Genomic DNA, 25,511 nt, shown 5'->3' on the forward strand with positions numbered 1-25,511 from the left:
ATTTCGAGAAATGTTGAGGCTAAAATAAAGGGCGTATTCCCGAAGAAATACGCCCTAAATACAAAGATAGGATGGCGTTAAATTACGCTTTCATTTTCGCTGCTGCTTTCGCGATCGCTGCGAAGCTCTTAGCGTCTAGAGATGCACCACCAACAAGAGCACCATCGATGTCTGGTTGTGCGAAGTAAGCTTCTGCGTTTTCTGGCTTAACAGAACCACCGTATTGGATGATCACTTGCTCTGCCACTGCTGCATCTTTTGCTGCGATCATCGCACGGATAGAGGCGTGGATACGCTGTGCATCTTCTGCTGTTGCAGCTTTGCCTGTACCGATCGCCCAAATTGGTTCGTAAGCGATGATGGCACCGTTTAGCGCTTCAACACCGTATGCGTCGATCACTGCGTTGATTTGACGTGCACAAACAGCTTCGGTTTCGCCTGCTTCGTTTTGCGCTTCAGTTTCACCAATACAGAAAACAGGTTTTAGACCGTTTTCTTTTAGGAATGCAAATTTCTTCGCTACAAACTCATCTGATTCATTGTGGTATTCACGACGCTCAGAGTGACCAATAATGATGTGAGTAGCACCAAAGTCTTTTAGCATTGCAGGAGACATGTCGCCAGTGAATGCACCGCTGTTGTTGATGTCAGTGTTTTGTGCACCAAGAATGATCTTGTTGCCACCTTCAGCGATTAGGCGCTCTGCAAGGTCGATGTAAAGTGCTGGCGGCGCTACCGCTACGTCTACACCTTCAACGCCTTCTAGTTCAGCGTTTAGACCAGTTAGCAGTTCAGCAACCATAGTTTTGCTGCCGTTAAGTTTCCAGTTACCCATCACTACAGGACGACGCATAGGAATATCTCCATATCTTTATTGAATCGAAGTCTTCACAGGTGAACCAATGAAGCCAATTTATGTAAAAAATCTACGTAGGAATATAACAGAAATATGTGGATAGATCATGACTCGTGTCATTTCTTGTCGCTTTCTTTGGCTGGTCAGAGCGCGTCAAACTCACTGATATTTCGCTCAGACGAAAACGATTGGTGATCTATCCTGCATAACCATAGCCAATTACTCGGAATTTGTCGGTGAGCTTGGTATTACTCTATGTCAGCGTTACCAATCGAAAATCGGCAACAAAAGGAAGTATCATGCCAAATCTAGTCTTAGAGTATTCAAATTCCGTTGAAGAGCGCGTCAATATTCCCGGTTTATTGGAGGATCTTCACCACATTGCCATCAAAAGTGGCTTGTTCGACGCGCCATCGGTTAAGTCTCGAACGTTGCGCTGCCACCATTGGTTGATTGGAGAAGAAGGGGACAGTGTCGACTTTATCCATGTTAGCTTTGATTTGTTATCAGGACGAACCGAAGAACAAAAACGAGAGCTCTCACGCCAATTGATGGCGGCTCTGCAGGAAACCGCTAGCCATGTGCGCAGTTTGACGGTGAATATTCGAGATATGGATAAGGATAGTTTTCAGAAGGTGGTAAACTGATCCCCATTGCGTTACTTTTTTGGGTAACGGTGGTGTATTTTGTTTGGGATTGCATTTGATGTCGTTAAAAGAACTGCTTTTTTCTTTCCAAGGTCGTATCGGTCGTAAAACATATTGGCTTTGGAATTTGTGTTATTACTTGGGTATTTTGGGTTTTGTGACCGCAGTGTCGAAGTTATTTCCTGCCTATAGCTATATTTTGCTACCGATCTTCTTACTGGCTTTGCTCATCCCAGACTTAGCGGTGACCACGAAACGCTGGCATGACCGTAATAAATCGGCGTATTGGTTAGTACTGAACATACCTTTGATCTTAGGCCGTTTGGCGACGCCTTTGTCTGCTCCTTTAGCACAAGAGCCGAGTGGCATGGAGACATTGATTGGCTCGATAGCGTTGCTGTGTGGTGCTTGGATTTTGCTAGAGTGTGGTTTTCTCAAAGGGACAGAAGGCAGCAACCGTTATGGCGAGCCTGAACGCTAACTGAAAGAGATTGAATCGTATCTGAAACCAATAAGGCCCCATTTTGGGCCTTATTGGTTTTCGCTCGATCTAATAAAAGCCTTTGGGGGCAAAAGGTATCACTTCTGCGCTGGGTGCTTGTAATTCTGAGCCATCACTGTCCAGGGCTTCACGAAATTTGACCATCTGTTTGGTTAACTCATTCATCAAAACCACGTTAGTGTGGACGGGATTTTTGCAACGGCTAATCACTAAATCGATATGGCTTTGCTGTGCAAGTAACCTCTCTCTCATGGCCTCAGAGGCTGATTGAATCATCTCCTGACACATATCTTGCTTGAACTGATTAAACGCATCTGGATTCTCTGCGGCGAGCGCCATCATCTCATCAAACGATGGTAACTGTTGCTCCGTTTGAAGACTGCCCATAACGACTCTCCCTGTGTTCTGCTGTTGATAAAATAAACAGTATCTATACACAAAGCATATGTCAGATTCGGTAAATGGAAAGGGAGGAAATTGCTTGTCCAAAAAATGATACAGTGAGCTCGACTGTGAGATGACCAGAGTTGGATGGTCGATGCAGAGAAAAGGGTCTTTATTCCAGGAGATTATCAAGCCTTTTCTTTACTAACCCTATGGCGCATAATATCTGCACAGGGCAAGAGGGAAACATGAAGACCATAGATAGGATCATTCAATCCATAAAACGAGATGGGGCGGTTACCGCAAAGCAAATCGCGACTGATTTGGGAATGACAACCATGGGCGCTCGTCAACATTTGCAGAGTCTGGAAGAGGATGGTCTGGTGCATTTTCACGATGTGAAGGTGAAAGTCGGCCGTCCAACTCGTCATTGGTCTTTAACGCAAAAGGGACATGAGCAGTTTGCCGATCGTCATGGCGAGTTAACGATTCAAGTTATCGATGCCGTAGAGGCGTTGTTTGGTGCTGAGGGCCTAGCAAAGGTGGCGGCTGAGCGTGAACAAAAAACGTTTTTGCACTATCAAAAGGCGTTAGCTACGTGTTTGGATCTGACCAGTCGACTCGAAATGCTTACCCTGATGAGAGAAGAAGAAGGCTACATGGCAGAGTTAGAAAAGACGGATGAAGGCTATCTGCTGACTGAAAACCATTGTCCGATCTGTAAAGCGGCGCAACGCTGCCCAAGTTTGTGCCAGTCGGAGTTGAATGTGTTCCAAAAGTTGTTTGGTGATGCGTGCCATATCGAGCGCAGTGAGCACATTATCGAAGGTCAGAGGCGTTGTGCTTACCGTATTACAATCGCGAATGGTGGATAGATATTCTGTGTAAGACTTTTAACGAAGAGGGCTGCCTACTAGGCAGCCCTCTTTTCATATTCTCTTTGTATGTTAAAGAATGATCGCTTTCACTTCGTCATCTTTGCGCTCAAGATAATGAATCGACTTGATACGACGAATGGTTCGACAACGGCCACGAATCAGCAATGTTTCGGTGGTTGCAATATTGCCTTGACGGCTGATGCCTTCAAGTAGATCGCCTTTAGTGATGCCTGTTGCTGAGAAAATGACGTTATCACTGCGTGCCATGTCTTCCAGTTTTAGCACTTTGTTCGCTTCCACGCCCATTTCAGCGCAGCGCTTGAGCTCGAAATCCGCAAACTTACGGTTTTCTTCGTTATCGCCTTTTACTTCGTTACGAGGTAAAAGGCGACCATGCATGTCGCCATCCAATGCACGAATGACGGCTGCTGAGACAACCCCTTCAGGTGCGCCACCAATACAGTACATCACGTCTACTTCACTGTCTGGCATGCAGGTAAGAATCGAAGCGGCCACATCACCATCTGGCACAGCGAAAACACGAACACCCATGCGTTGCATCTCCGCGATCACCTCATCATGACGAGGTTTAGCAAGGGTAATCACCACCAAGGTATCAAGCTTTTTTCCAAGCGCTTGTGCGATGTTCTCGAGGTTTTCTTTAAGTGGCTTGTTAAGATCGATCACCCCTTTTGCTCCAGGGCCGACCACCAGTTTTTCCATGTACATATCTGGTGCTTTTAAAAAGCTCCCTTTTTCACCAGCAGCCAATACCGCAAGAGCGTTTGATTGGCCCATCGCGGTCATGCGCGTCCCTTCGATTGGATCGACCGCGATATCCACTTCATCCCCACCTAGGCCAACATTTTCGCCAATGTAAAGCATCGGGGCATCATCGATTTCACCTTCACCAATAACAATTTCACCACTGATGTCAGTTTTATTCAGCAGGGTGCGCATGACTTCTACAGCAGCGCCATCCGCCGCGTTTTTGTCACCACGGCCTAGCCATTTATAACCCGCTAGAGCTGCGCCTTCTGTGACGCGGGAAAAGGCCATCGCTAAATCGCGTTTCATGTTGTCTCCAAAAAAGTGTTAAATCGAAGGAAGAGTAAAATTGGCGCGATTCTAGCACAAAATGCAGGGAAAACGTTTGCTAAATTCAGTTTGAAGGTGAAAATCGAGGTGCGAGGTGCGAGGTGCGAGGTGCGAGGTGCGAGGTGCGAGGTGCGAGGTGCGAGGTGCGAGGTGCGAGGTGCGAGGTGCGAGAGGCCCAAGGCATAAGCGCTCTTAGGGCCTCGTGTTTGGTGTCTAGGGTCTTCCCTAGAAGTGGAGAATTACTCGACGTCTTCCATCTTACCAAGAAGCGCGCGAATGCGTTCTTGCCATTGAGCATGCTCTTGTTGAGTTTGCTGTGCTTTTTGCTCAAGTTGTTCACGTTGAGAGCGTAGTTCATTCGCTTCCGTTTCCAACTTAGCTTTTTCTTCTTTAAGCTCGTCTACTTCCATTTGTAGCAAAGCGATAGTATCGACAGCGGTCTGAATTTTAGCTTCTAGTTTTTCTAATACTTCAAAAGACATCTTGGCCTACCTATATTGATTCGGTTACGAGTGTAGCCCTTGCTACTACTCAAGTCTGTTAGCCTCATTCTACTCAGCACAAGGCCGAGAAACACGCCCTATATTGAATAATTTGCATCATTCGGTCAAAAAAACAGCGCATCTTTACGCCGCGCTGACTTTTGCTCTGTTTTGATTGCTTGCTCAATAGAAAAAAGCGTCAAGGTGACGCTTTTTTCTCTTTAATCTAGCAGCTCTGGTTCTTCTTCAAGATCGGCACTGAGAGGCTCTTGGGAGAGAATGATGCCCGTTGTATCTGCGTAGAGGTAGTCTTCTGGAAGAAAAGTCACTCCACCAAAATTGACCGGAACATCCACTTCGCCAACACCCTGCATGGCAGCACCAACTGGAATAGAGGCTAAAGCTTGAATGCCGATATTCATATCTTCCAGATCATCCACTTCACGCACACAGCCATAGACAACGATGCCTTCCCATTCGTTCTCTTCCGCTATCGCGGCAAGTTCGCCGTCCAGTAATGCTCGGCGCAATGAGCCACCACCATCAACCAAAAGTACACGGCCAACACCATCTTGTTCCAGCGTCTCTCGAATGAGGGCATTGTCTTCAAAACACTTGACTGTGGTGATTTGTCCGGCAAAGGAAGCGCGGCCACCAAAGTTACTGAACATAGGCTCGACTACATCCACTTGGTCCATATAGATATCGCAAAGGGCTGAAGTGTTGTATTCCATGGCATACCTTCTTTGGTCAACGAGATTTCTTTTGAGTATATCCGTGCATTAAGTCATTGCAATGACAATTAATGATTAACTAACAAGAGTTTGAGCTACCACAACAGTTGCAAACAAAATATTAGTGACGAGTGAGCATTTCACTACGACTGGCATCATCGGGGCAATTTGTGCTGGTTTCTCAGTTTGCCAAACGGCTTTACCATGATTAAAGAGCACAATTAGGCTGAGTAAAAATGGCAAACAGAGCCAAATCGAGCTGGGTTGTAGCAGCAAGTAACTCGCAAAGGCCATTAAGGCGCCACCGAGTAAAGCGAAATGGTACTGTTTGGCACGCTGTTGTCCAAGTCGTACGGCAACGGTGCGTTTGCCACAGGCCGCATCATTCTCAATATCACGCATGTTGTTGATATTGAGCACGGCAACAGCCAATAATCCACATCCCAAAGAAGGCAGCAGCAGCGCGGTATCTAAGTGGCCTGTGTGGAGAAAATAAGTGCCTGATACACCCAGTAAACCAAAGAAAATAAACACAGACAGATCACCCAGCCCGACATAACCGTACGGCTTGCTGCCCATGGTATAAGCGATGGCGGCAAAGATGGCCAATACACCGAGTCCAATAAACGCAAGAATACTTTGCAGGCTGCTCAATGCGTAAAACACCAGACACAAGCCGGAGATCATGGTCAAAATGATATTAAACACAATGGCTCGTTTCATCGCTTGAGCAGAAACCGCACCAGACTGCATGGCTCGGATTGGCCCTAAACGTTTGTCGTTATCAGTCCCTTTCACGGCATCGCCATAATCGTTTGCCAAGTTAGACAGGATTTGTAATAGCGTTGCGGTAACAAACGAGAGTAACGCGATTACAGGTGAAAATTGACCGAATGAATAGGCTAATACGCTGCCAGTTAAAATGGAAACAAGCGCTAAAGGAAGTGTTTTCGGACGAGCGGCATCCAGCCAGATACGCAATGACTGATTCATGAATTTTTCGTGCTAGTAAATAGAATCGTCAGTATACGAATAAAAGCGCACTGAAGAAAGGTTAGCTTAAGGGGGCGCAGTACGGATAAATACGGAGGCGTTGGGTAAGAAAGGGAAGAAAAAGGGCGAGAGAAATGATGCTCTCGCCCTTGTTAGTCAGAGGATTACAGGATGAAACGGCTTAAGTCTTCATCTTCAACAAATTCGCCGAGACGTTGCTGAACATACGCTGCATCAATCACAAACTTGGTGCCTGATTTTTCCGTTGCATCGAATGAGATCTCATCCATCAGGCGTTCCATTACGGTATGTAGACGGCGAGCACCAATGTTCTCTGTGGTTTCATTCACGGTCCAGGCGGCTTCTGCAATTTGCGTGATGCCGTCTTCCGTAAATTCGATGTCCACATCTTCTGTTTTCATCAGAGCGACATATTGTTCTGTCAGTGATGCTCTTGGCTCGGTCAGAATACGCTTGAAATCGTGGCTTGAAAGCGCCTCAAGCTCAACACGGATCGGCAATCGACCTTGCAGTTCAGGAATCAGGTCAGAAGGCTTAGCAACTTGGAAAGCACCAGAGGCAATAAACAGAATATGGTCGGTCTTTACCATACCGTGCTTGGTGGAGACAGTGCTGCCTTCGATAAGAGGCAACAAGTCACGCTGAACGCCTTCTCGAGACACATCGGGGCCTGAGCTCTCACCGCGTTTACAGATTTTATCGATCTCATCGATAAACACGATGCCATTGTTTTCTACACTGTAGATGGCTTGCTCTTTAAGTTCATCTTGATTAACCAGCTTAGCGGCTTCTTCTTCAATCAGTGCTTTAAAGGCGTCTTTGATTTTCAATTTGCGCTTTTTACTGGTATTGCCAGCTAGGCTCTGGAACATACCTTGTAGCTGGTTAGTCATCTCTTCCATACCAGGAGGCGCCATGATTTCCACGCCCATCTGTGGCGCAGCGACATTGATTTCAATTTCTTTGTCGTCGAGTTTTCCTTCACGCAGTTTTTTACGGAAGATTTGGCGAGTGTTAGAGGTATCTTCGCTTTGTTCGTTCTGCCCCCAAGCATCACGAGGCGGTGGTAGGAGCGCATCAAGAATTCGTTCTTCCGCGAGCTCTTCTGCACGGAACTTTACTTTTTCCATCGCTTGCTGATGAGTCAGTTTCACCGCCACGTCAGTTAGATCGCGAATAATGCTTTCCACTTCTTTACCCACATAACCCACTTCGGTGAATTTGGTGGCTTCCACTTTAATGAAAGGTGCGTTGGCCAGTTTCGCAAGACGACGAGCGATTTCAGTTTTACCAACCCCAGTCGGGCCTATCATCAGAATATTCTTTGGCGTGACTTCTACGCGCAAGCTTTCTTCAAGTTGCATTCGACGCCAGCGATTACGTAGTGCAATTGCCACAGAGCGTTTTGCGTTGTCTTGACCAATGATGTGTCGATTCAGTTCATGGACAATTTCACGAGGAGTCATTTCAGACATAATCATTCCTTACAATCTGTGGGCGAATTAAGCTTGGCTGAGATTCGGCAATTCTGCTGGGATCTCGAGCTCTTCGATGGTGTGGTTGTGGTTGGTAAACACACAAATATCACCCGCAATGTTCAATGCTTTTTCTGCGATTTCGCGTGCATCGAGTTCGGTATTTTCCAATAAAGCGGTCGCGGCTGCTTGTGCATACGCCCCTCCAGACCCAATCGCGATCAAATCGTTTTCTGGCTGTACCACGTCGCCATTGCCCGTGATGATCAATGACGCTGTTTCGTCTGCCACGGCCAATAATGCTTCAAGTTTACGTAATGCACGATCGCTGCGCCAATCTTTCGCCAGTTCAACGGCCGCTTTAGTGAGGTGGCCTTGATGCATCTGCAGCTTACTTTCGAAGCGTTCAAATAGAGTAAAGGCATCCGCTGTGCCGCCAGCAAAGCCTGCCAGTACTTTGTTGTGGTATAGACGGCGAACTTTACGCGCATTGCCTTTCATTACCGTGTTACCCAGAGATACTTGCCCATCCCCGGCGATGACGACTTTATTGTTACGACGTACAGAAACGATGGTAGTCACGAGTAGGCCTCTTGATTCTTTTCTATATGGAGTTGATCCCTATATGGGGGAGGGTAAAAAAGAAATCAAGGCTCAAGGTTTGGAATGGAAGGTTAGGGGGAAAGGGAGGCAAAGAAAAGGGGCGAATTACAAGCCCCTTTGGATGAGAATTATTGTTCTTCTTGCCAGATGGCACACGGCTCAATTTTGGCGCGTTGCAATTTATGGCGATCGCGTTCAGCGTCACGTTTTAGCTTATATGGTCCTAAGACCACGCGATACCAATCACTGCCTTCTTTCTTTTTGACGGTACTGGTAATGCCTTGAAAAGCGATGTCGAGTTTACGATGTTCCGCTTGTTCACTTTTTTTGTAGGCGCCACACTGCATAATGTAAGGAATCTTAGGCACTTCTTGTTCTTTGGCCACCACTTCGATTTCTCGATTTGGTAAGCTTTCAACGTATTGCCATTTTTCTTCTGGTGGAGGCGGCAGTTCTTTTTTCGCCGGCGGTTTAGGTTTACTCACCGGTTTGTTTTCTACAACGGGTGTTGGCGGCTCTGGGTCATTGCTGAGGGTATACAAACCATAGCCAAAACCACCCAGTAGCACGATAGCTAACAGGCCGGCAAGCCAAGGTTTTTTTCTACGAGGAGCTGCTTTTTTGGTCGGCTTTTTAGGACTACGACCACGTCTTACATAATCTTTAGCCACGGAAAATACAAACAATTGTTATGCTAGCCCGCTATGGTAATGCAGAATGCCAAGCGTTAACAGGGAAACGTCGCAGAAAAGGAAGCGAGGCTGCAAATAACCTCGCTGCCGGTTGGTTTCGGTTAGCGTAAGCCCGGAGGTGCTGCGCTACCACGAACCACCAATTTGGTTTCAAGTAGGCGTGAGCCACTGTGAATGTCATGCCCTTTCAGCAGCTCTAACATCATTAGCATCGCTTGACGACCAATCTCATAGCGTGGTTGTGAGATGGTGGTTAGCGGAGGATCGCAATATTGGGCGAACTGGATGTCATCGAAGCCGACAATCGACAGATCCTGGGGTACTCGGAAGCCCAATTTTTTCGCTTCTTGAATCGCCCCGATAGCCATGGTGTCACAATGACAGAAGACGGCGGTTGGCGCATCATTCATTTCTAGCAGATGACGGATCGCTTTCGCCCCACCTTCAAAAGAGAACTCAGACTCAACACAATATTGTGGGTTCATTGTGATGCCGGCACGGCGCAAAGCTTGTTGATAGCCTTGTTGTCTAAACTGACAAAGTGCTGCGGATTTTGGCCCTGAAATTTGGGCGATGCGTTTGTGGCCCAGTTGAGTCAGGTAGTTCACCGCTTCAAAGGCAGAGGTCAAGTTATCGATATGAACCGTCGGCAGTTCGAGGTCGGGGGCGAACTCGCAAGCCATGACCATCGGAGGAAGATTTTTCTGTTCTGGCTTGCTCACATCAAAAGGTAAGTCAGTACCAAGCAGTAGCATACCATCCGCTTGCTTGGTAAAAACGAGATTGACGAGTGAGCTTTCACGGCGCTTTTGTTGGCCGCTGTCACCGAGTAGAACCAAATATCCCTGCTCAATGGCGGCATCTTCAATGCCACGAATGATCTCTGTGTAGTAAGGATCACAAATGTCAGGAACGATCGCGACGATAGTGCGTGACTCGTTGCGGCGTAAATTGCGTGCCAGCGAATTTGGGGAATAACCAGCTTCCAACACCGCATCTTCCACACGCTTACGCGTTGTGGCGGATACTTTGTCTGGATTCATCAGCGCTCTCGAAACCGTTGCCGTTGAAACTCCTGCAAGCTGGGCAACATCCTTCATTGTCGCCATATACTAACCCTCTCAAAATGTTCGCCAATTATGACGTTTAGTTATTGTTCTGATTCGGAAAATAAAATCGAATTATGAGTTGCCTCGTTCTAATTTGAATAGTCTATTCAATTCTTTATTTAAAGTTACGGGCGAATTAACAAAATCCGCATTTCATTCGTGATGGTCATCACGTAAAGAAGCAAATTGTTGCAATTTTCAACGTTAGAGTGAGGTGGTAAACGTTTGCTAACTCAGATCCTGCGGCTCAATATCCAAGTTCCAACGTACTTTTTTTGCATCTGGTAACAAATCGATAGCAGGTTTCGTGCTCGAGAGTATTTTCTGCATCAAGGAACGATGTTGAGTTTGAAGCAGAAGCTGCCAGCGGTATTTGCCCGCACGTTTGGCCAGTGGGGCGGGTGTTGGGCCGAGCACGAGACAACTGTGATCAAACAAGGGATGAGACTCGAGAGTCATACGCACTTGGCGCAAGAATGTTTCGACGATTTCACTGTGATTGGCTTCTGCGCGAAATAGCGTTAGAAAACTAAACGGGGGAAGTTGGGCAATTTTCCGTTCTTCCAGTGCAGACTGCGCAAAGTGCCGGTAATCCTTGGTCAACAGAGCTTTGAGCAAAGTGTGTTCTGGATGGTGGGTTTGTAAGATCACTTCGCCAGGTTTGCTGGCACGCCCTGCTCGTCCTGCGACTTGAATAAACAACTGAGCCAATCGCTCGGACGCTCGGAAGTCACTGCTGTATAATGACCCATCAACATCCAATAGTGCCACTAACGTCACGTCTGGGAAATGATGGCCTTTAGCCAGCATTTGCGTGCCAATTAAAATTTGGTATTCCCCTTTGCGAATGGCTTCTAAAGCGCTTTCGAGGCTACCTTTGCGTCGTGTGCTATCGCGGTCGATGCGAATTGCTTTGTAGTCAGGAAACAGGGTCGTCAACTGGTTTTCCAGTTGCTCAGTGCCGACACCAACGGTCACCAGTTGTGTAGAGCCACAACCTTGGCACTGGTGAATAATAGGTTGTTGAGAGCCACAGTGGTGACAGCGGATTTCATTGCTGTACTGGTGATAAGTGTAATAGGCATCGCAGCGTTTGCACTCGGCAATCCAACCACATTCATGGCACATTAACGCTGGGGAGAAGCCTCGACGGTTGAGAAATAGCATCACCTGATTGCCCGCTTTTAAATGACGACGCATTTCAGCAATGAGTGGCGCTGAGAGGCCACTTTCCAGATAGAGCCCTTTGACATCCAGCACTTTATTGGTGGTTGGCACCGCCATTCCTGCTCGTTGGGTCAGCGAGAGATGATGATATTTGCCCGTAAGTGCGTTGTGTAAGGTTTCTAACGCGGGCGTGGCTGAACCGAGAACAATTGGAATGCCTTCTTTTGCCGCTCGCATCACAGCCACATCGCGAGCATGGTAACGCAGGCTATCTTGTTGTTTGTATGAAGCGTCGTGCTCTTCATCGACAATGATGATCCCTAGCTGGGCAAATGGGATCAGTAGTGCAGAGCGTGTACCAATGACAATGCCCGCCGCTTTGTCTCGTGCGGAAAGCCAAGCGTTGAGACGTTCAGTATCATTAAGACCAGAATGGATGACGGCGACTGGCACATCAAACCGTTGACGAAAACGATTGATGGTTTGTGGTGTTAAACCAATTTCAGGGACCAACACCAGGGCCTGTTTGCCTTGTTCCAAAATGGGTTTGATCAAGTTGAGATAAACTTCGGTTTTGCCTGAGCCTGTGACTCCTTCCAACAAATAACAGCCAAAGTCTGTCTGGCTGTTTACGGTGGCAATGGCAATGGCTTGCTCTTGGTTGAGTTTCGGCTTATCGACGGGATGTTCAATCGGATTCCCCCAACGAGTTAACTGTGGCGTTTTTTCTTCACAGGTGATCCAGCCTTTTTCTTCCAAGGTGCGTAAGGTTGTGGATGCCACTTCCTCATCGAGAAAGGCTTGGTGAGGCAGAGGGCCATTAGCAAGCATATTCAATACTTTCGCTTGCTTTATCGCGCGACTGTTTAGCCCTTGCATCAACTGGTTTTTGCCTAACTCGGTCAACTGCCATTCTTGTAGAGTCGCAAAGTCAGCCGCTTTACCTTTTCTTAGTGCAGCAGGGAGGGCGTTATGCAGTGTTTCACCTAGGGGATATTGGTAAAACTGGCTACACCAAAGTAATAAACTGTAGACGGAATCGGGCCAAATAGGACGATGATCCAACACTGCTTTAAGGGGTTTAAGTTGCTCGCGTGGAAAGTCTGATTCTTGAACTAAAGCGGTGACAATGCCAATCAAGGTTTGTCGTCCAAACGGCACACTCACGCGACCACCAATGATCGGAAAAAGGTGTCCAGGAACGAGATAATCAAATTGTTTATCGAGTGGCACTGGCAGCGCAACACGAGCAATGGATGGACGCATAACGTGGTGTTTCATGGCAAAAATAATGACTTACAGTCTAATGGAAGCGAGGTAGAAATACGAGAAAAGGGCATGCTCGAACAGAGAGAGGAAAACTGTATAAAAAACTAGCGGAAAATCGCGGAAATAGGTTGATTCGAAAGAGACGATTCATTACTATATCGCGCCTTAAGATATGGCTTTAATTCTATTTTAGCGGTATCTGAGTTTTATTTTTAACTGCGTGTGGTGTGCGGCAAAGACTCGTATAGCGACACGGCCTACTATTTGAGGTTATCCCATGAAAGCTGGTATCCATCCAGAATACAAAGCAGTAAACGCAACTTGTTCTTGCGGCAACTCTTTCGTTTTCAACTCTACTCTAGATAAAGAATCTATCCACCTAGACGTATGTGACAAGTGCCACCCATTCTACACTGGTAAGCAACGTATCGTTGATACAGGCGGCCGTGTTGATCGCTTCAACAAGCGTTTCGGTGCTCTATCAAGCGGTAAGAAATAATAGCGTTAGCTATTGCTGTTTGAGAAAAAAGGTCGCTTATGCGGCCTTTTTTGCATTCAGCGTCTAGGTGACGCTTTCTCTCAAGCACCCTCCCTTATGCCATCTGGTCTTACTTCTATCTTATTCACAATTTTTATAGATTTGCCTCGCAATCTTGGCTAGGAAGATTGACTTATATCAATTAGAATTTCTCTCTAAATTGAACAAAAAGGCAGAGTTTTTGTTCAAGCTAAAGTGTTCCCCCCTTTACCGTACACGCAAAAAGAGAATAACCATTTATGTCCGATGACAATAGCCAGCAAATGACCCCTGAAGAAGTACTTCGCCAACAAGCTCTTGATTATCATGCTTTGCCAACGGCGGGTAAAATTGCCGTCGCTCTAACCAAACCTGCGGAAACCGCTAAAGATCTTGCTTTAGCTTACAGTCCAGGTGTCGCAGAGCCGGTTCGCGAAATCGCACAGAACCCAGACAACGTTTACAAGTACACCTCAAAGGGAAATATGGTGGCCGTTATCTCTAACGGTACGGCAATTTTGGGCCTAGGTAATTTAGGTCCTTTGGCATCAAAGCCAGTAATGGAAGGGAAGGCGCTGCTGTTTAAGCGTTTTGCTGGTCTTGATTCTATCGATATCGAAGTGAAGCATCGCACCATCGACGAATTTGTGGATACGGTAGCGAACATTGCAGATACCTTTGGTGGTATCAACCTAGAAGACATCAAAGCCCCGGATTGTTTTGAAATTGAAAAACGTCTGATTGAGCGTTGCGATGTACCCGTTTTCCATGATGACCAACACGGTACGGCGATCGTGACTGCCGCTGGTATGCTGAATGCGATTGAGTTGCAGGGTAAAAAGTTGAACGAGTGTATTATCGTTTGTCTTGGCGCTGGGGCTGCTGCGGTGGCGTGTATGGAGCTGTTGATCAAATGTGGCGCGATGCGTGAAAAGATCTATATGCTGGATCGCAAAGGTGTGATTCATACACGTCGTGATGATCTCAACGAATACAAGCAACTGTTTGCCAACAATACAGACAAGCGCACACTAGAAGATGTTATCAGCGGTGCGGATCTCTTCCTTGGCGTGTCTGGTCCAAACCTAATGCCAGCAGAAGCGCTGAAGCTGATGGCGGATAAACCGGTTGTGTTTGCGTGTTCAAACCCTGATCCAGAGATCAAGCCAGAGCTGGCGCATGAAGTGCGCAGCGATCTTATTATGGGTACAGGACGCAGCGACTATCCAAACCAAGTGAACAACGTGTTGTGCTTCCCATTTATTTTCCGTGGTGCACTGGATGTTCGTGCTAGTGAAATTAATGATGAAATGAAGTTGGCAGCGGTTGAAGCGATTCGTCAATTGGCGAAAGAGCCAGTGCCAGAAGCGGTATTGAAAGCGGCAGGTGTTGAATCGCTCAGCTTTGGTCCGCAATACATTATTCCAAAACCAATGGATTCACGTTTGTTGCCTCGCGTGGCGAAAGCCGTTGCTCAGGCGGCCGTGGATACCGGTGTTGCTCGTATTCCAATGCCAGAAAACTACATGGCCGAGTAAATCATAGCCTAAACAAACGGGACGCTTTAAGCGTCCCGTTTTTGATCAGATACCACTTTCCCCGGTGTGGTAAAGCTAACGAGGTTTAGTCGTCATACGCTTCAAATTCAATACCCATCGCCGTCATTAATTCTTTGGCTTCTGTTGGGATATCATCCGGGCGATCCTTTCTGAGATCTTCATCCGTCGGCAGTGGCTGGCCTGTGTACGCATGCAGGAATGCCTCACACAACAACTCACTGTTTGTTGCGTGGCGTAGGTTGTTAATTTGACGACGAGTACGTTCATCCGTCAGAACTTTTAGTACTTTAAGCGGGATAGAAACGGTAATTTTTTTTACTTGCTCGCTTTTCTTTCCATGCTCTGCGTATGGACTTATGTATTCGCCATTCCAGTCAGCCATTGCGCACCTTCAGAGTAATAATCGGTTAATAAAAATTGTAAGCGGAGATTTTAGCTGGATTTACCGCCATAAGCAAAGACATATGGACGTCTAGAAGTGTTGACGTCTTAAATTTTGATGGTTAAAGTGACAACTATTAATGGAGAGGAAGGCGTCCGATAACAGTAGCGCATTCTTATTAAGAATTCATCTTCGCAGAAAGGAAACATCATGAGTCACCACAAGCCAGCTACGATTGCCGTTAGAACGGGCATCGAATCCGATACTCAATACCGTGCCGTTGTGCCACCGATCTATTTGTCGACGAACTATGGTTTCTCTGCCTTTGGTGAAGTGCCTAAATACGACTATACCCGCTCAGGCAACCCCAATCGTGGCTTACTAGAGCAAGCGTTGTTTGAGCTTGAGTCTGGTAAAGGTGCGGTGGTTACAAACTGCGGGACATCGGCACTCAACTTGTGGGTTTCTGCTTTTTTAAGTCCTGACGATCTTATTGTAGCCCCTCATGATTGTTATGGCGGTACCTACCGTCTTTTCAATACTCGAGCGAAGAAAGGGGATTTTAAAGTCCGCTTTGTCGACCAATCCGACAGTGCTGCACTGGATGCAGCGTTAGCGCTTAACCCTAAGTTGGTGTTGCTTGAAACACCTTCCAACCCGCTCGTGCGTGTGGTGGACATCGCGGAAGTGTGTGAGAAAGCCCATAAAGTGGGTGCGTTGGTGGCGGTCGATAACACCTTTTTGACACCGGTGTACCAAAAGCCTTTGGAGCTGGGGGCAGACTTTGTGATTCACTCGACAACCAAGTACATCAATGGGCATTCTGATGTGATTGGCGGTGTGGTGATCACAAAAACCGAAGAGCACGCAACAGAGCTAGCATGGTGGGGGAACTGCCTTGGTGCAACTGGCACGCCATTTGACAGCTATATGACGCTGCGTGGCATCCGCACCTTGGGGGCACGTATGCGCGTGCATGAAGAAAGTTCGCAACAAATCCTCTCTTATCTGCAAACTCAAGAGTTAGTCGGCACCATTTATCACCCGAGTTTGCCAGCGCATCCCGGCCATGAGGTTGCTAAAAAGCAGCAATCGGGCTTTGGCTCGATGTTGAGCTTTGAATTTGCTGGCAGCTTCGAGCAATTGAAAGTGTTTGTGAAAGCGCTAGATTTATTTTCATTAGCGGAGTCACTTGGTGGTGTCGAAAGTTTGGTTTGTCATCCTGCTTCCATGACTCATCGTGCGATGGGAGAGGAAGCGCTCGCAGAGGCTGGCGTCACGCAACAGTTATTGCGTTTATCCGTGGGGCTGGAAGATGCGCAAGATCTGATTGCTGACCTCAAGCAGGCCTTTCAACAAGCGAAGGAGAGCTGTTAATGAGTCAAGTTCGACAACTGCACAAATTTGGTGGAAGCAGCCTTGCGGATCCGGATTGCTATCGTCGTGTGGTGAACATCCTCAAAGAGTACTCGGGTGACAACGATTTAGTGGTGGTGTCGGCAGCGGGTAAAACCACCAACCGCTTAATTGAATTTAGTGAGGCGCTGGAGAAGGACGGCCGTTTGGCTCACGAAGCATTGCAAGCTTTGCGTCAATATCAAACCGGCTTGGTGGAAGCACTGATCGCGTCGAACCAGCGTAGCGAGCTGCTTGATCAACTTGCTGATGAGTTCAGCACGTTGGCCGAGCTCTCCGCACCACTCACCACCGCGCAAAAAGCAGCGATCTTAGGCCATGGAGAAGTGTGGTCGTCGCGTCTACTGGCTGCGTTGTTGAACCAACATGATCTCGCTGCGGTGGCTCAGGACGCGCGTGCGTTTTTACGGGCTGAAACAGGCACCCAACCTGAAGTGGATCGAGCTCGTTCTTATCCTCTGATTAAAGAAGTGTTGGCGCAGCACTCACATCGCCGTGTGGTGATCACCGGCTTTATGGCGCAAAACCAAGCAGGCGAAACGGTCTTATTAGGGCGCAATGGCTCTGACTACTCTGCTACCGTGATTGGTGCGCTGGCGGAAGTGGCTAAAGTGACGATTTGGAGTGATGTGGCTGGGGTGTACAGCGCCGACCCTCGTTTGGTCAGTGACGCTTGTTTGCTGCCGTTACTGCGTTTGGATGAAGCCAGTGAACTTGCGCGCTTAGCCGCTCCAGTCCTGCATAGCCGAACATTACAGCCAGTGGCACAAAGTGCCACCGAGCTTAATCTGCGTTGCAGTTACACGCCTGAGTCAGGTTCTACCCGTATTGAACGCGTGTTGGCGTCTGGGCGCGGTGCCAAAATTATCACCTCGCTTGATGATGTTATGTTAGTGCAGTTGAACTTCTCTGCCGGTCATGACTTTGAGCGCCAGCAGCAAGAGGTATTGCGTGCACTCAAACGCGCGCAGTTGGAACCATTGGCGTTTGAAGCACAAAAAGATCAATTTAAGCTGCGCTTAGCGTATACCACAGAAATTGCTGGTGGCGCTTTGGCACATCTGCAAGAGTTGGGTTTGGCCGCCGAGATCAAGCTGAAAGAGGGTTTTTCGCTGGTCGCCGCTGTCGGGGCTGGAGTCACGAACAATGCCAGCCATTGTTTTGGGTTCTACCAACAACTGAAACACTCTCCTGTGGAGTTCATTTCTGAAGCTGAATCAGGATTGAGTTTGGTTGCGGTGATGCGCCGAGTCGATATTCCGGTACTGGTGAAAGCGATCCATACCCAACTGTTTCAAGCCCAGAAGCGTGTGGCATTGGCTCTGTGTGGTAAAGGTAATATCGGATCCAGTTGGTTATCTCTGTTTGCGCAGCAGAAAAGTGAGTTGGAAAAACGCCATGGTATGAACTTTGAGTTGGTGGCCGTGGTGGATAGCCAAACTTATCTGTTCAATGAACAAGGTTTAGATGCCGCAGCAGTACATGCGCATTTTGATGATGACTCGGTACCGAATGATGGGGCCAATTGGTTACAACGATTGAGTTCAATCCAAGACTATGACGAAGTGGTGGTGTTGGATGTCACGGCCAGCCGCGAGTTGGCAGCGCAATATTTGGATATTGCCCATCAAGGTATGCACCTCATTTCCGCGAATAAAATTGCGGGCTCAGCGAGCAGCGATTACTACTACCAAGTGCAAGATGCCTTCAGCAAAATTGGCCGTCATTGGTTGTATAACGCAACTGTGGGTGCTGGCTTACCGATTAATCACACGGTGAGAGATTTACGCGAAAGTGGTGATGAAATCGTGGCACTTTCTGGCATCTTCTCTGGCACGCTCTCTTGGCTGTTCCAGCAGTTTGATGGTTCAGTACCGTTTGCAGAGCTGGTTGATTTAGCTTGGCAGCAAGGGCTCACTGAACCGGATCCTCGCAGCGATTTGGATGGATCAGATGTGATGCGTAAGCTGGTGATCTTGGCTCGCGAATCAGGCTTAGACATTGAGCCTGAAAACGTGAAAGTGGAATCTTTGGTGCCTGAAGAGCTTAAAGAACTGTCTCTTGACGATTTCTTTGACCAAGCCCACTTATTGAGTGAGCGTTTGCAAGAACGTCTCACTAAGGCGCAGCGTCAAGATCAGGTGCTACGCTATGTTGCTCGTCTAGAAAAAAATGGTAAAGCTCGTGTCAGTGTTGAAGCGCTACAAAGAGAGCATGCTTTGGCGAACTTGTTGCCGTGTGACAATATCTTTGCCATTGAGAGTAAATGGTATCGTGATAATCCTTTAGTAATTCGTGGCCCGGGGGCTGGGCGTGAAGTGACTGCTGGCGCAATTCAGTCTGATCTCAATCGCTTAGCTGGCTTGTTCTAAGATAAGACGGATGATTTGATAGGGACCCAAGCGGTCCCTTTTTTCTACTTGAACTATGCTCATTATGAACTTGAGAAAAATTCATAATCACAAGGTTGACATTAAATCGTATTCAATACATTCTGTGGACATATAGACGTCTAAACGTCGATTTAAGGATTGAGATTTATTTTGTGGCGAAGGGTCACAGGGAGAGGAAGATGGGATACACGCACGCTAGTCATATCGACGCTTTAAATCAGAATATCGCTGAGTTATCAGACAATATCAATGTTTCCTTTGAGTTTTTTCCGCCAAGTACGCCGCAAATGGAAGAAACGTTGTGGAATTCGGTACATCGTTTAAAAACACTGCAGCCTAAGTTTGTTTCTGTGACTTACGGTGCGAATTCAGGTGAGCGTGATCGCACACACTCAATCATTAAAGAGATCAAAGCGCAGACGGGCTTAGTTGCTGCTCCACACTTAACCTGTATTGATGCCAGCCGTGAAGAGTTGATCAATATTGCCAACGACTATTGGGCGAATGGCATTAAAAATATCGTGGCACTGCGAGGTGATATTCCTCCTGGTGGTGGTGCGCCAGATATGTATGCGTCGGATTTGGTGACGCTACTTAAGTCATTGCACGATTTTGATATTTCAGTGGCAGCGTTTCCAGAAGTGCACCCAGAAGCGAAAAGCGCTCAAGCGGATCTGCTCAATCTAAAACGTAAAGTGGATGCCGGAGCAAACCGTGCAATCACACAGTTCTTTTTTGATGTAGAAAGTTACTTACGTTTCCGCGATCGCTGTGTGGCGGCAGGCATTGACGTTGAAATTGTCCCTGGCATTCTCCCAGTTTCTAACTTCAAGCAAGCTTCTCGCTTTGCTGCGCAGAATAACGTTAAAGTGCCTGGTTGGATGGCAAAGCAGTTTGAAGGCTTAGAGGATGATCCTGTGACGCGTCAGCTTGTGGGTGCAAGTCAGGCCATTGATATGGTTCGTATCCTAAGCCGTGAAGGCGTGAAAGATTTCCATTTCTATACCCTAAACCGTGCAGAAATGACTTACGCGCTTTGTCATACCTTAGGGGTTCGTCCAAAGAAAGCATAAGTTGACTTTCCATCTCTCCCTCATATAAAAACGGCTCCCTTATCAGGAGCCGTTTTGCTATTTCAAATCATCACCGCCATATTGCCTAGCGTATGTGGCTGGTGGATTAGCCGAGGATATCCAGTTCGGCTAACACTTCTTCTGCCCAGCGTACCCAAGCTTCACGCATCATTAAATTACGGCGCAAGGTGAGGCGCTCTAGGCGGCCTTGCTTATCCAGTGTCGATGGTGTCGCGTAGTACGCGGCTTCAATTTCTTTGTAGTGTGAGACAAGCTTGCGAGACTCTTCTACTAACTCAGCAAGCTGAGCGCGGTAAGGTGTAGAGGGTTGTACTGAGCAAGCCATCAGTTTTGCTGAAAACTCGTCGCGTACAGTTGGGTGGGCTGTCGGTTGATCAAACCACTCACCTAATGCTGAGCGTCCAGCGTCGGTAATTGAATAAACTTTGCGATCCGGCTTGCCTTCTTGCGGTTCCAATACACAAGTTACCAGCTCTTTCTCTGCCATTTTATTCAGCTCACGGTACACCTGTTGGTGACTTGCTTTCCAAAAGTAGCCGATAGAAGCGGAGAATTCTTTAGTGATATCGTAACCGGTCGCATCGCGAGTGCTTAAAACGGTTAGAATTACGTGTGGTAATGACATGTCTTCAATCCAAATGGTCAATAAACTTATGAACAAGCTGCCTGCACGGCGTTTACATTCTTGTTGATGCAATTTGTTTATGTGCAGTCAGCACCAACAATGTTGGTCCTGTCACCTTTAAAGCCGTTTATCACCTAGGGTGGATGGAGCGATTCCATCAGGCTACGGAAATAATATTTGATGTGTGATCCGCAGCGGATGAGTAGTATATCTAAATAATAAGCATAAAGTGGAATAGCAGGACAATATTACCCAAAAAACTAACAAAATGCTCAATAGTGATATTTTGTAGAATAAAGTGCTTTTAATGTGCGTCATTTGGTTTTTAATGTAGCTTTATGTTCTGGTTTTTTGTTGTTGTTCTTACATGGTGATGGTGATCTGGAGCACAGAATGAGTAATTTTTATAAAATGGCGGCAAGAACGAATCGTGGCTGAAATGAGTGCTTGAAACGCCTGATGATGCTTTCCTCTCATTGAGAGATGTGGGGAGAGAATATCAGTGACAAGAGGAAAAATGGCATGAGGCCATTGAAGAGTAGGGGGCAAGGATGGGCTCTGAAACAAAAAGAGCTGGCGTAAGTCGCCAGCTCTTTTACGTCTCAATGAACTTAACCGGTGTTACGCATACCTGCGGCGATACCCGCGATGGTCACCATCAACGCTTCTTCAAGCTCTTCCGATACCACGCCAGCTTGGCGAGTGCGGTAAAGCAATTCTGCTTGAAGCATATTTAACGGTTCGATGTAGATATTACGTAGTCGAATAGACTCTTGACCCCAAGGATCGCTTTGCATCAAGTTCTCGTTGTTTTCGACGTTAAGCACCGCTTTGATGTCGCTTTGTAGCTGATCACGTAAGCGATCACCAAGAGGTAGCAGCGATTTGTCAGCGAGACGTTCATCATAGTAACGAGAAATCTCACTGTTACACTTTAGGTACACCATCTCAAGCATGCCCAAACGCGTGGAGAAAAATGGCCATTCACGGCACATTTCTTCTAAAAGCGCTTGATGGCCTTTGTCAATCGAGTACTGAATCGCTTCACCAGCGCCTAACCACGCAGGCAATAGCAAGCGGTTTTGGCTCCAAGAGAAAATCCAAGGAATGGCACGTAGGCTTTCCACACCACCATTTGGGTTACGCTTAGCAGGACGAGAGCCTAGTGGCAGTTTACCCAACTCCAGCTCAGGTGTTGCTTGGCGGAAGTAAGGGACAAAGTCTGGCTCACCACGAACCACACTTCGGTAGGCTTCGCAGCTTACTTGCGACAGCACTTCCATCAGATCACGCCACTCTTGTTTTGGCTCTGGTGGTGGCAGCAAGTTGGCCTCAAGGATCGCACTGGCGTACATGTTGAAGCTGTTAACAGCCACATCAGGCAAACCGAGTTTGAAGCGAATCATCTCACCCTGTTCGGTTACGCGTAGGCCACCTTTCAAGCTCTTTGGTGGTTGAGACAGCAGCGCTGCATGAGCTGGTGCACCGCCACGACCAATGGTACCGCCACGGCCATGGAATAAGGTCAGCTCAATGCCTTCTTGTTCTGCGACGTTCACTAAAGCTTCCATCGCGTGGTATTGAGCCCAGCCTGCCGCCATTACGCCGGCGTCTTTTGCTGAGTCGGAATAGCCGATCATCACCATTTGATGGTTTTGAATAAAGCCACGATAGAGGTCAATGCTCATCAGTTGTTTGATCACCGCTTCGGCGTTGTTTAAATCGTCGAGTGTTTCAAACAGTGGGCAAACATCCATGCGATAAGGGCAGCCTGATTCTTGCAGTAATAGGTGCACAGCGAGTACATCAGAGGCTGTTTTGGCCATCGAGATGACGTAAGCACCAAACGCTTCACGAGATTGCGCGGCAATGATTTTGCACGTATCGAGCACTTCTTTGACTGGCTCTGAAGGTTGCCAATCACGCGGTAGTAGAGGGCGCTTCGATGACAATTCATTGGTCAAGAAAGCGATTTTGTCTTGTTCGCTCCAGTGATTGTAATCACCAATGCCTAAGTGACGTGTCAGCTCTGAAAGGACATCAGCATGACGGGTGCTTTCTTGGCGAATGTCTAGGCGAACAAGATGTACACCAAACGCTTTGACGCGACGCAGTGTATCGAGCAGTGAGCCTTCTGCGATCATGCTCATGCCACATTCACGTAGTGACTGATAACAGGCAAAAAGAGGATCCCAAAGTTGCTCAACGCTTTGCAGTGGCGCTTTTACCGCCAGCTTCTGGCCGTTAATTTTCGCATCCAGGATCTCTTTGGTATCACTCAGCAGCGTGCGCAGTTGTTTCAAGATGGCGCGGTAAGGCTCGTGTTCATCTTCCCCTGCCAATTGACGAACGGTGTCGTTGCACTTGGTCATTGACAGCTCGCTGATCAACTCATTGATGTCTTTGAGGTAAAGATCCGCCGCTTTCCAGCGCGAGAGGAGTAACACTTCACGTGTCACAGTATGGGTCACAAATGGGTTGCCATCTCGGTCACCGCCCATCCAAGATGAGAAGTGAACAGGGCGAGCATCGATTGGCAAGCCTTGGTCTAGATAGTCTTTGAGCTTTTCATCGAGTTCACGTAGGAAATCTGGCACCGCTTCCCAGAGTGAATTTTCCACCACGGCAAACCCCCACTTCGCTTCATCGAGTGGCGTTGGGCGCTGCTTGCGAATCACGTCTGAGTGCCAGCTTTGTGCGATAAGTTGCTCGAGGCGTTTTTCTGTCTTGTGGCGCTCTTTGTAAGAGAGATCGCTCAGCTCCAACTTAGACAGACACTCGTTGATTTTGACCAGTTTATTGATCATGGTGCGGCGCGTGATTTCAGTAGGGTGCGCAGTCAGCACCAACTCAATGTTCAATTCACGAATCGCTTGGGCGGTATCGAGTTTATTGATGCCGTTTTGACCAAGCTTGGCAAATAGCGTATTGATCGCATCCGGCTCACACACGTGTGCATCGCAATGGCGAGAGATGGTGTGGTATTGCTCGGCAATGTTGGTCAAATTCAGAAATTGGTTAAAAGCGCGAGCCACCGGAGTGAGTTGCTCATCTGGCAGGCTTTTGATTTCTTCAATCAGGTTGTTACGATCAGCCTGATTGCCTGCGCGGGCAGATTTGGAGAGCTTACGAATGGTCTCCACTTTCTCTAAGATTTCGTCACCGTGGGCTTCTTGAATGGTGTTACCCAATAAGTGCCCCAACATGCTGACATTACTCTTGAGCGCGGCGTATTTCTCGTTCATTGTCATCCTGCCTCGTAAAAAAATTACATCCATTGTTCCTTGTTAAGCCACCAATCTAGCGAAATTTAATATATTTAGTCAAATAAAGCAGACTAAGTTTGCAAATATTCGCTCGCTGTTCTGACTTAAAGCAAAGTATTGCTTTGTAAATAAACGATATTGAAAATTTATTACAATTTATAAGGCAGAGTCGCTCTAAGCAACTCTGCCGACATGCAACTAAAAACAGTATTTGCGCATTGCTTTACTGAGCACATCAATTGTCGGGTCGATAAAGTCAAACGCCAGAAATTCATCGGGTTGGTGAGCTTGGTCGATAGAGCCCGGACCCAGTACCAGCGTGGGGCAGAGCTGCTGCAAAAATGGCGCTTCGGTACAGTAGTTCACGGTTTGTGATGGTGTACCACAGAGATCTTCGATGCCATGAATAAAGGGATGATCATGTTGGCACTCGTAACCTGGGATCGGATCGTGCAGCGGCACGATCTCAATCCGCCCCGGCCATTTTGCTTCAACCTCTTTTAGTGCCCCACGCAGCAGATTATCCAAACCGTCGAGACTAATGCCAGGAAGAGGCCTTACGTCATAATGCAATTCACAGCAACCGCAGATGCGGTTGGCACTATCGCCCCCATGAATATGACCAAGATTCAGTGTTGGAGAAGGGATAGCAAACCCTGGATTATGATACTGCTTGATTAACGTATCACGCAGTTGCATCAGCGCGAACAGTACTTCATGCATGATCTCGATGGCATTGACCCCTAATGATGGATCAGAAGAGTGGCCCGATTTCCCTGTGACTCGCACGACATTGGCGACATGGCCTTTGTGTCCACGTACGGGTACTAAACTCGTTGGCTCACCAATGATGCAGTAGTCCGGTTTAAAAGGAGTATGTGCACTAAAGTGACGCGCACCGAGCATGGTGGTCTCTTCATCGCACGTCGCCAGCACATAAAGGGGTTTATTTTGTCCTTTCCAATCCATGCGCTTGGCGGCTTCATAAATAAAAGCAAAAAAGCCTTTCATGTCGGCGGTGCCCAAACCATAGAACTTGTTGTCTTTCTCAGTGAGTTGGTGAGGGTCAAAGCTCCAGCGGCCTTGATCAAAAGGCACCGTATCACTGTGTCCTGCCAGCAGTAGTCCGCCCTCTCCCTGACCTTTCTGTGCCAATAAATTGTATTTACCTGGTTCGACTTCGGTTACATCCACATCAAAGCCCAACGCGGCAAACCAGTCGGAGAGCTTTTCGATCACCGCTTGGTTGCCTTGGTCCCAACTTGGGTCGCTAGAGCTGATGGATGAGGTGGAAATTAAGCCACGGTAAACATCAAGAAAACTCGGTAATTGCATAGATTATTCACTTC

The 25,511-nt window shown here is 47.5% G+C and carries 23 protein-coding genes; 8 read left to right on the forward strand and 15 right to left on the reverse strand.

Annotation, left to right across the window (positions count from 1 at the left end; translation table 11 throughout):
* Positions 1-82: 82 nt before the first annotated feature.
* Positions 83-853 (reverse strand): triose-phosphate isomerase, encoded by a 771-nt coding sequence (tpiA, locus tag AOT11_RS08475; RefSeq protein WP_011079322.1) that lies wholly within the window; start codon positions 851-853, stop codon positions 83-85.
* A 302-nt stretch (positions 854-1,155) separates the two neighbouring features.
* On the opposite strand from tpiA, the gene AOT11_RS08480 reads away from it, so the two are divergent.
* Both AOT11_RS08480 and AOT11_RS08485 read left to right on the forward strand, forming a co-directional pair.
* The gene (locus AOT11_RS08480; protein ID WP_011079323.1) at positions 1,156-1,503 is read left to right on the forward strand and encodes a 5-carboxymethyl-2-hydroxymuconate Delta-isomerase; all 348 of its coding nucleotides are present in this window, start codon (positions 1,156-1,158) and stop codon (positions 1,501-1,503) included.
* A gap of 58 nt (positions 1,504-1,561) precedes the next feature.
* Entirely contained in the window at positions 1,562-1,984 is a 423-nt protein-coding gene (locus AOT11_RS08485) for a DUF805 domain-containing protein (RefSeq protein ID WP_011079324.1), read from the forward strand.
* Positions 1,985-2,053: 69 nt separating this feature from the next.
* On the opposite strand, the gene AOT11_RS08490 is transcribed toward AOT11_RS08485, so the two are convergent.
* Complete coding sequence (locus AOT11_RS08490) at positions 2,054-2,392, reverse strand: DUF3135 domain-containing protein (protein WP_011079325.1); 339 nt, start codon at positions 2,390-2,392, stop codon at positions 2,054-2,056.
* Positions 2,393-2,637: 245 nt separating this feature from the next.
* Between AOT11_RS08490 and AOT11_RS08495 the strand changes: the two genes are divergently transcribed.
* Entirely contained in the window at positions 2,638-3,264 is a 627-nt protein-coding gene (locus tag AOT11_RS08495) for a helix-turn-helix transcriptional regulator (RefSeq protein WP_017419634.1), read from the forward strand.
* 72 nt (positions 3,265-3,336) lie between these two features.
* Here the strand turns inward: AOT11_RS08495 and glpX are convergent, their stop codons facing one another.
* The 9 genes from glpX to priA form a co-directional block, all read right to left on the reverse strand.
* Positions 3,337-4,344 carry a class II fructose-bisphosphatase gene (glpX, locus tag AOT11_RS08500; protein WP_017419635.1) on the reverse strand — a complete coding sequence of 336 codons (1,008 nt, stop codon included), beginning with the start codon at positions 4,342-4,344 and terminating at the stop codon, positions 3,337-3,339.
* 260 nt (positions 4,345-4,604) lie between these two features.
* Positions 4,605-4,847, reverse strand: a complete 243-nt coding sequence (zapB, locus tag AOT11_RS08505) for a cell division protein ZapB (protein ID WP_017419636.1) — start codon at positions 4,845-4,847, stop codon at positions 4,605-4,607.
* Positions 4,848-5,068: 221 nt separating this feature from the next.
* Positions 5,069-5,581: a ribonuclease E activity regulator RraA gene (gene rraA / locus AOT11_RS08510; protein ID WP_017419637.1), complete on the reverse strand. Its 513-nt coding sequence runs from the start codon at positions 5,579-5,581 to the stop codon at positions 5,069-5,071.
* A 75-nt stretch (positions 5,582-5,656) separates the two neighbouring features.
* Entirely contained in the window at positions 5,657-6,574 is a 918-nt protein-coding gene (locus AOT11_RS08515; protein WP_017419638.1) for a 1,4-dihydroxy-2-naphthoate polyprenyltransferase, read from the reverse strand.
* A 164-nt stretch (positions 6,575-6,738) separates the two neighbouring features.
* The gene (hslU, locus tag AOT11_RS08520; RefSeq protein WP_011079331.1) at positions 6,739-8,070 is read right to left on the reverse strand and encodes an HslU--HslV peptidase ATPase subunit; all 1,332 of its coding nucleotides are present in this window, start codon (positions 8,068-8,070) and stop codon (positions 6,739-6,741) included.
* Positions 8,071-8,097: 27 nt separating this feature from the next.
* On the reverse strand, positions 8,098-8,652 hold the full coding sequence (hslV, locus tag AOT11_RS08525) for an ATP-dependent protease subunit HslV (RefSeq protein ID WP_017419639.1): 555 nt from the start codon (positions 8,650-8,652) through the stop codon (positions 8,098-8,100).
* A 149-nt stretch (positions 8,653-8,801) separates the two neighbouring features.
* Positions 8,802-9,359, reverse strand: coding sequence for an SPOR domain-containing protein (locus AOT11_RS08530; RefSeq protein ID WP_017419640.1), 558 nt, complete (start codon positions 9,357-9,359; stop codon positions 8,802-8,804).
* 107 nt (positions 9,360-9,466) lie between these two features.
* Positions 9,467-10,474, reverse strand: coding sequence for a DNA-binding transcriptional regulator CytR (gene cytR, locus AOT11_RS08535; protein WP_011079334.1), 1,008 nt, complete (start codon positions 10,472-10,474; stop codon positions 9,467-9,469).
* Positions 10,475-10,702: 228 nt separating this feature from the next.
* Complete coding sequence (gene priA / locus AOT11_RS08540) at positions 10,703-12,907, reverse strand: primosomal protein N' (RefSeq protein WP_026050203.1); 2,205 nt, start codon at positions 12,905-12,907, stop codon at positions 10,703-10,705.
* A 280-nt stretch (positions 12,908-13,187) separates the two neighbouring features.
* On the opposite strand from priA, the gene rpmE reads away from it, so the two are divergent.
* Both rpmE and AOT11_RS08550 read left to right on the forward strand, forming a co-directional pair.
* Positions 13,188-13,409 carry a 50S ribosomal protein L31 gene (rpmE, locus tag AOT11_RS08545; protein WP_011079336.1) on the forward strand — a complete coding sequence of 74 codons (222 nt, stop codon included), beginning with the start codon at positions 13,188-13,190 and terminating at the stop codon, positions 13,407-13,409.
* Positions 13,410-13,687: 278 nt separating this feature from the next.
* Positions 13,688-14,965, forward strand: a complete 1,278-nt coding sequence (locus AOT11_RS08550) for a malic enzyme-like NAD(P)-binding protein (protein WP_011079337.1) — start codon at positions 13,688-13,690, stop codon at positions 14,963-14,965.
* An 85-nt stretch (positions 14,966-15,050) separates the two neighbouring features.
* Here the strand turns inward: AOT11_RS08550 and metJ are convergent, their stop codons facing one another.
* Entirely contained in the window at positions 15,051-15,368 is a 318-nt protein-coding gene (gene metJ, locus AOT11_RS08555; protein WP_011079338.1) for a met regulon transcriptional regulator MetJ, read from the reverse strand.
* Positions 15,369-15,578: 210 nt separating this feature from the next.
* On the opposite strand from metJ, the gene AOT11_RS08560 reads away from it, so the two are divergent.
* The 3 genes from AOT11_RS08560 (at position 15,579) to metF (ending at position 20,250) form a co-directional block, all read left to right on the forward strand.
* Positions 15,579-16,745, forward strand: a complete 1,167-nt coding sequence (locus tag AOT11_RS08560; RefSeq protein ID WP_017419642.1) for an O-succinylhomoserine (thiol)-lyase — start codon at positions 15,579-15,581, stop codon at positions 16,743-16,745.
* Positions 16,745-19,156: a bifunctional aspartate kinase/homoserine dehydrogenase II gene (locus AOT11_RS08565; protein WP_017419643.1), complete on the forward strand. Its 2,412-nt coding sequence runs from the start codon at positions 16,745-16,747 to the stop codon at positions 19,154-19,156. Before AOT11_RS08560 ends, AOT11_RS08565 begins: the two co-directional genes overlap by 1 nt.
* Positions 19,157-19,356: 200 nt before the next feature.
* A complete protein-coding gene (gene metF, locus AOT11_RS08570) occupies positions 19,357-20,250 on the forward strand; it encodes a methylenetetrahydrofolate reductase (RefSeq protein ID WP_017419644.1) in 894 nt (297 codons plus the stop codon).
* A 106-nt stretch (positions 20,251-20,356) separates the two neighbouring features.
* Here the strand turns inward: metF and AOT11_RS08575 are convergent, their stop codons facing one another.
* The 3 genes from AOT11_RS08575 to argE form a co-directional block, all read right to left on the reverse strand.
* On the reverse strand, positions 20,357-20,896 hold the full coding sequence (locus tag AOT11_RS08575) for a PadR family transcriptional regulator (RefSeq protein ID WP_026050202.1): 540 nt from the start codon (positions 20,894-20,896) through the stop codon (positions 20,357-20,359).
* Positions 20,897-21,507: 611 nt separating this feature from the next.
* Complete coding sequence (gene ppc, locus AOT11_RS08580) at positions 21,508-24,141, reverse strand: phosphoenolpyruvate carboxylase (RefSeq protein WP_026050201.1); 2,634 nt, start codon at positions 24,139-24,141, stop codon at positions 21,508-21,510.
* Between the two features lie 219 nt (positions 24,142-24,360).
* Positions 24,361-25,497 (reverse strand): acetylornithine deacetylase, encoded by a 1,137-nt coding sequence (argE, locus tag AOT11_RS08585; RefSeq protein ID WP_017419648.1) that lies wholly within the window; start codon positions 25,495-25,497, stop codon positions 24,361-24,363.
* Between the last annotated feature and the right edge of the window lie 14 nt (positions 25,498-25,511).

The organism is Vibrio vulnificus NBRC 15645 = ATCC 27562, assembly GCF_002224265.1.
In the GTDB taxonomy this organism is placed as follows: Bacteria; Pseudomonadota; Gammaproteobacteria; order Enterobacterales; family Vibrionaceae; genus Vibrio; species Vibrio vulnificus.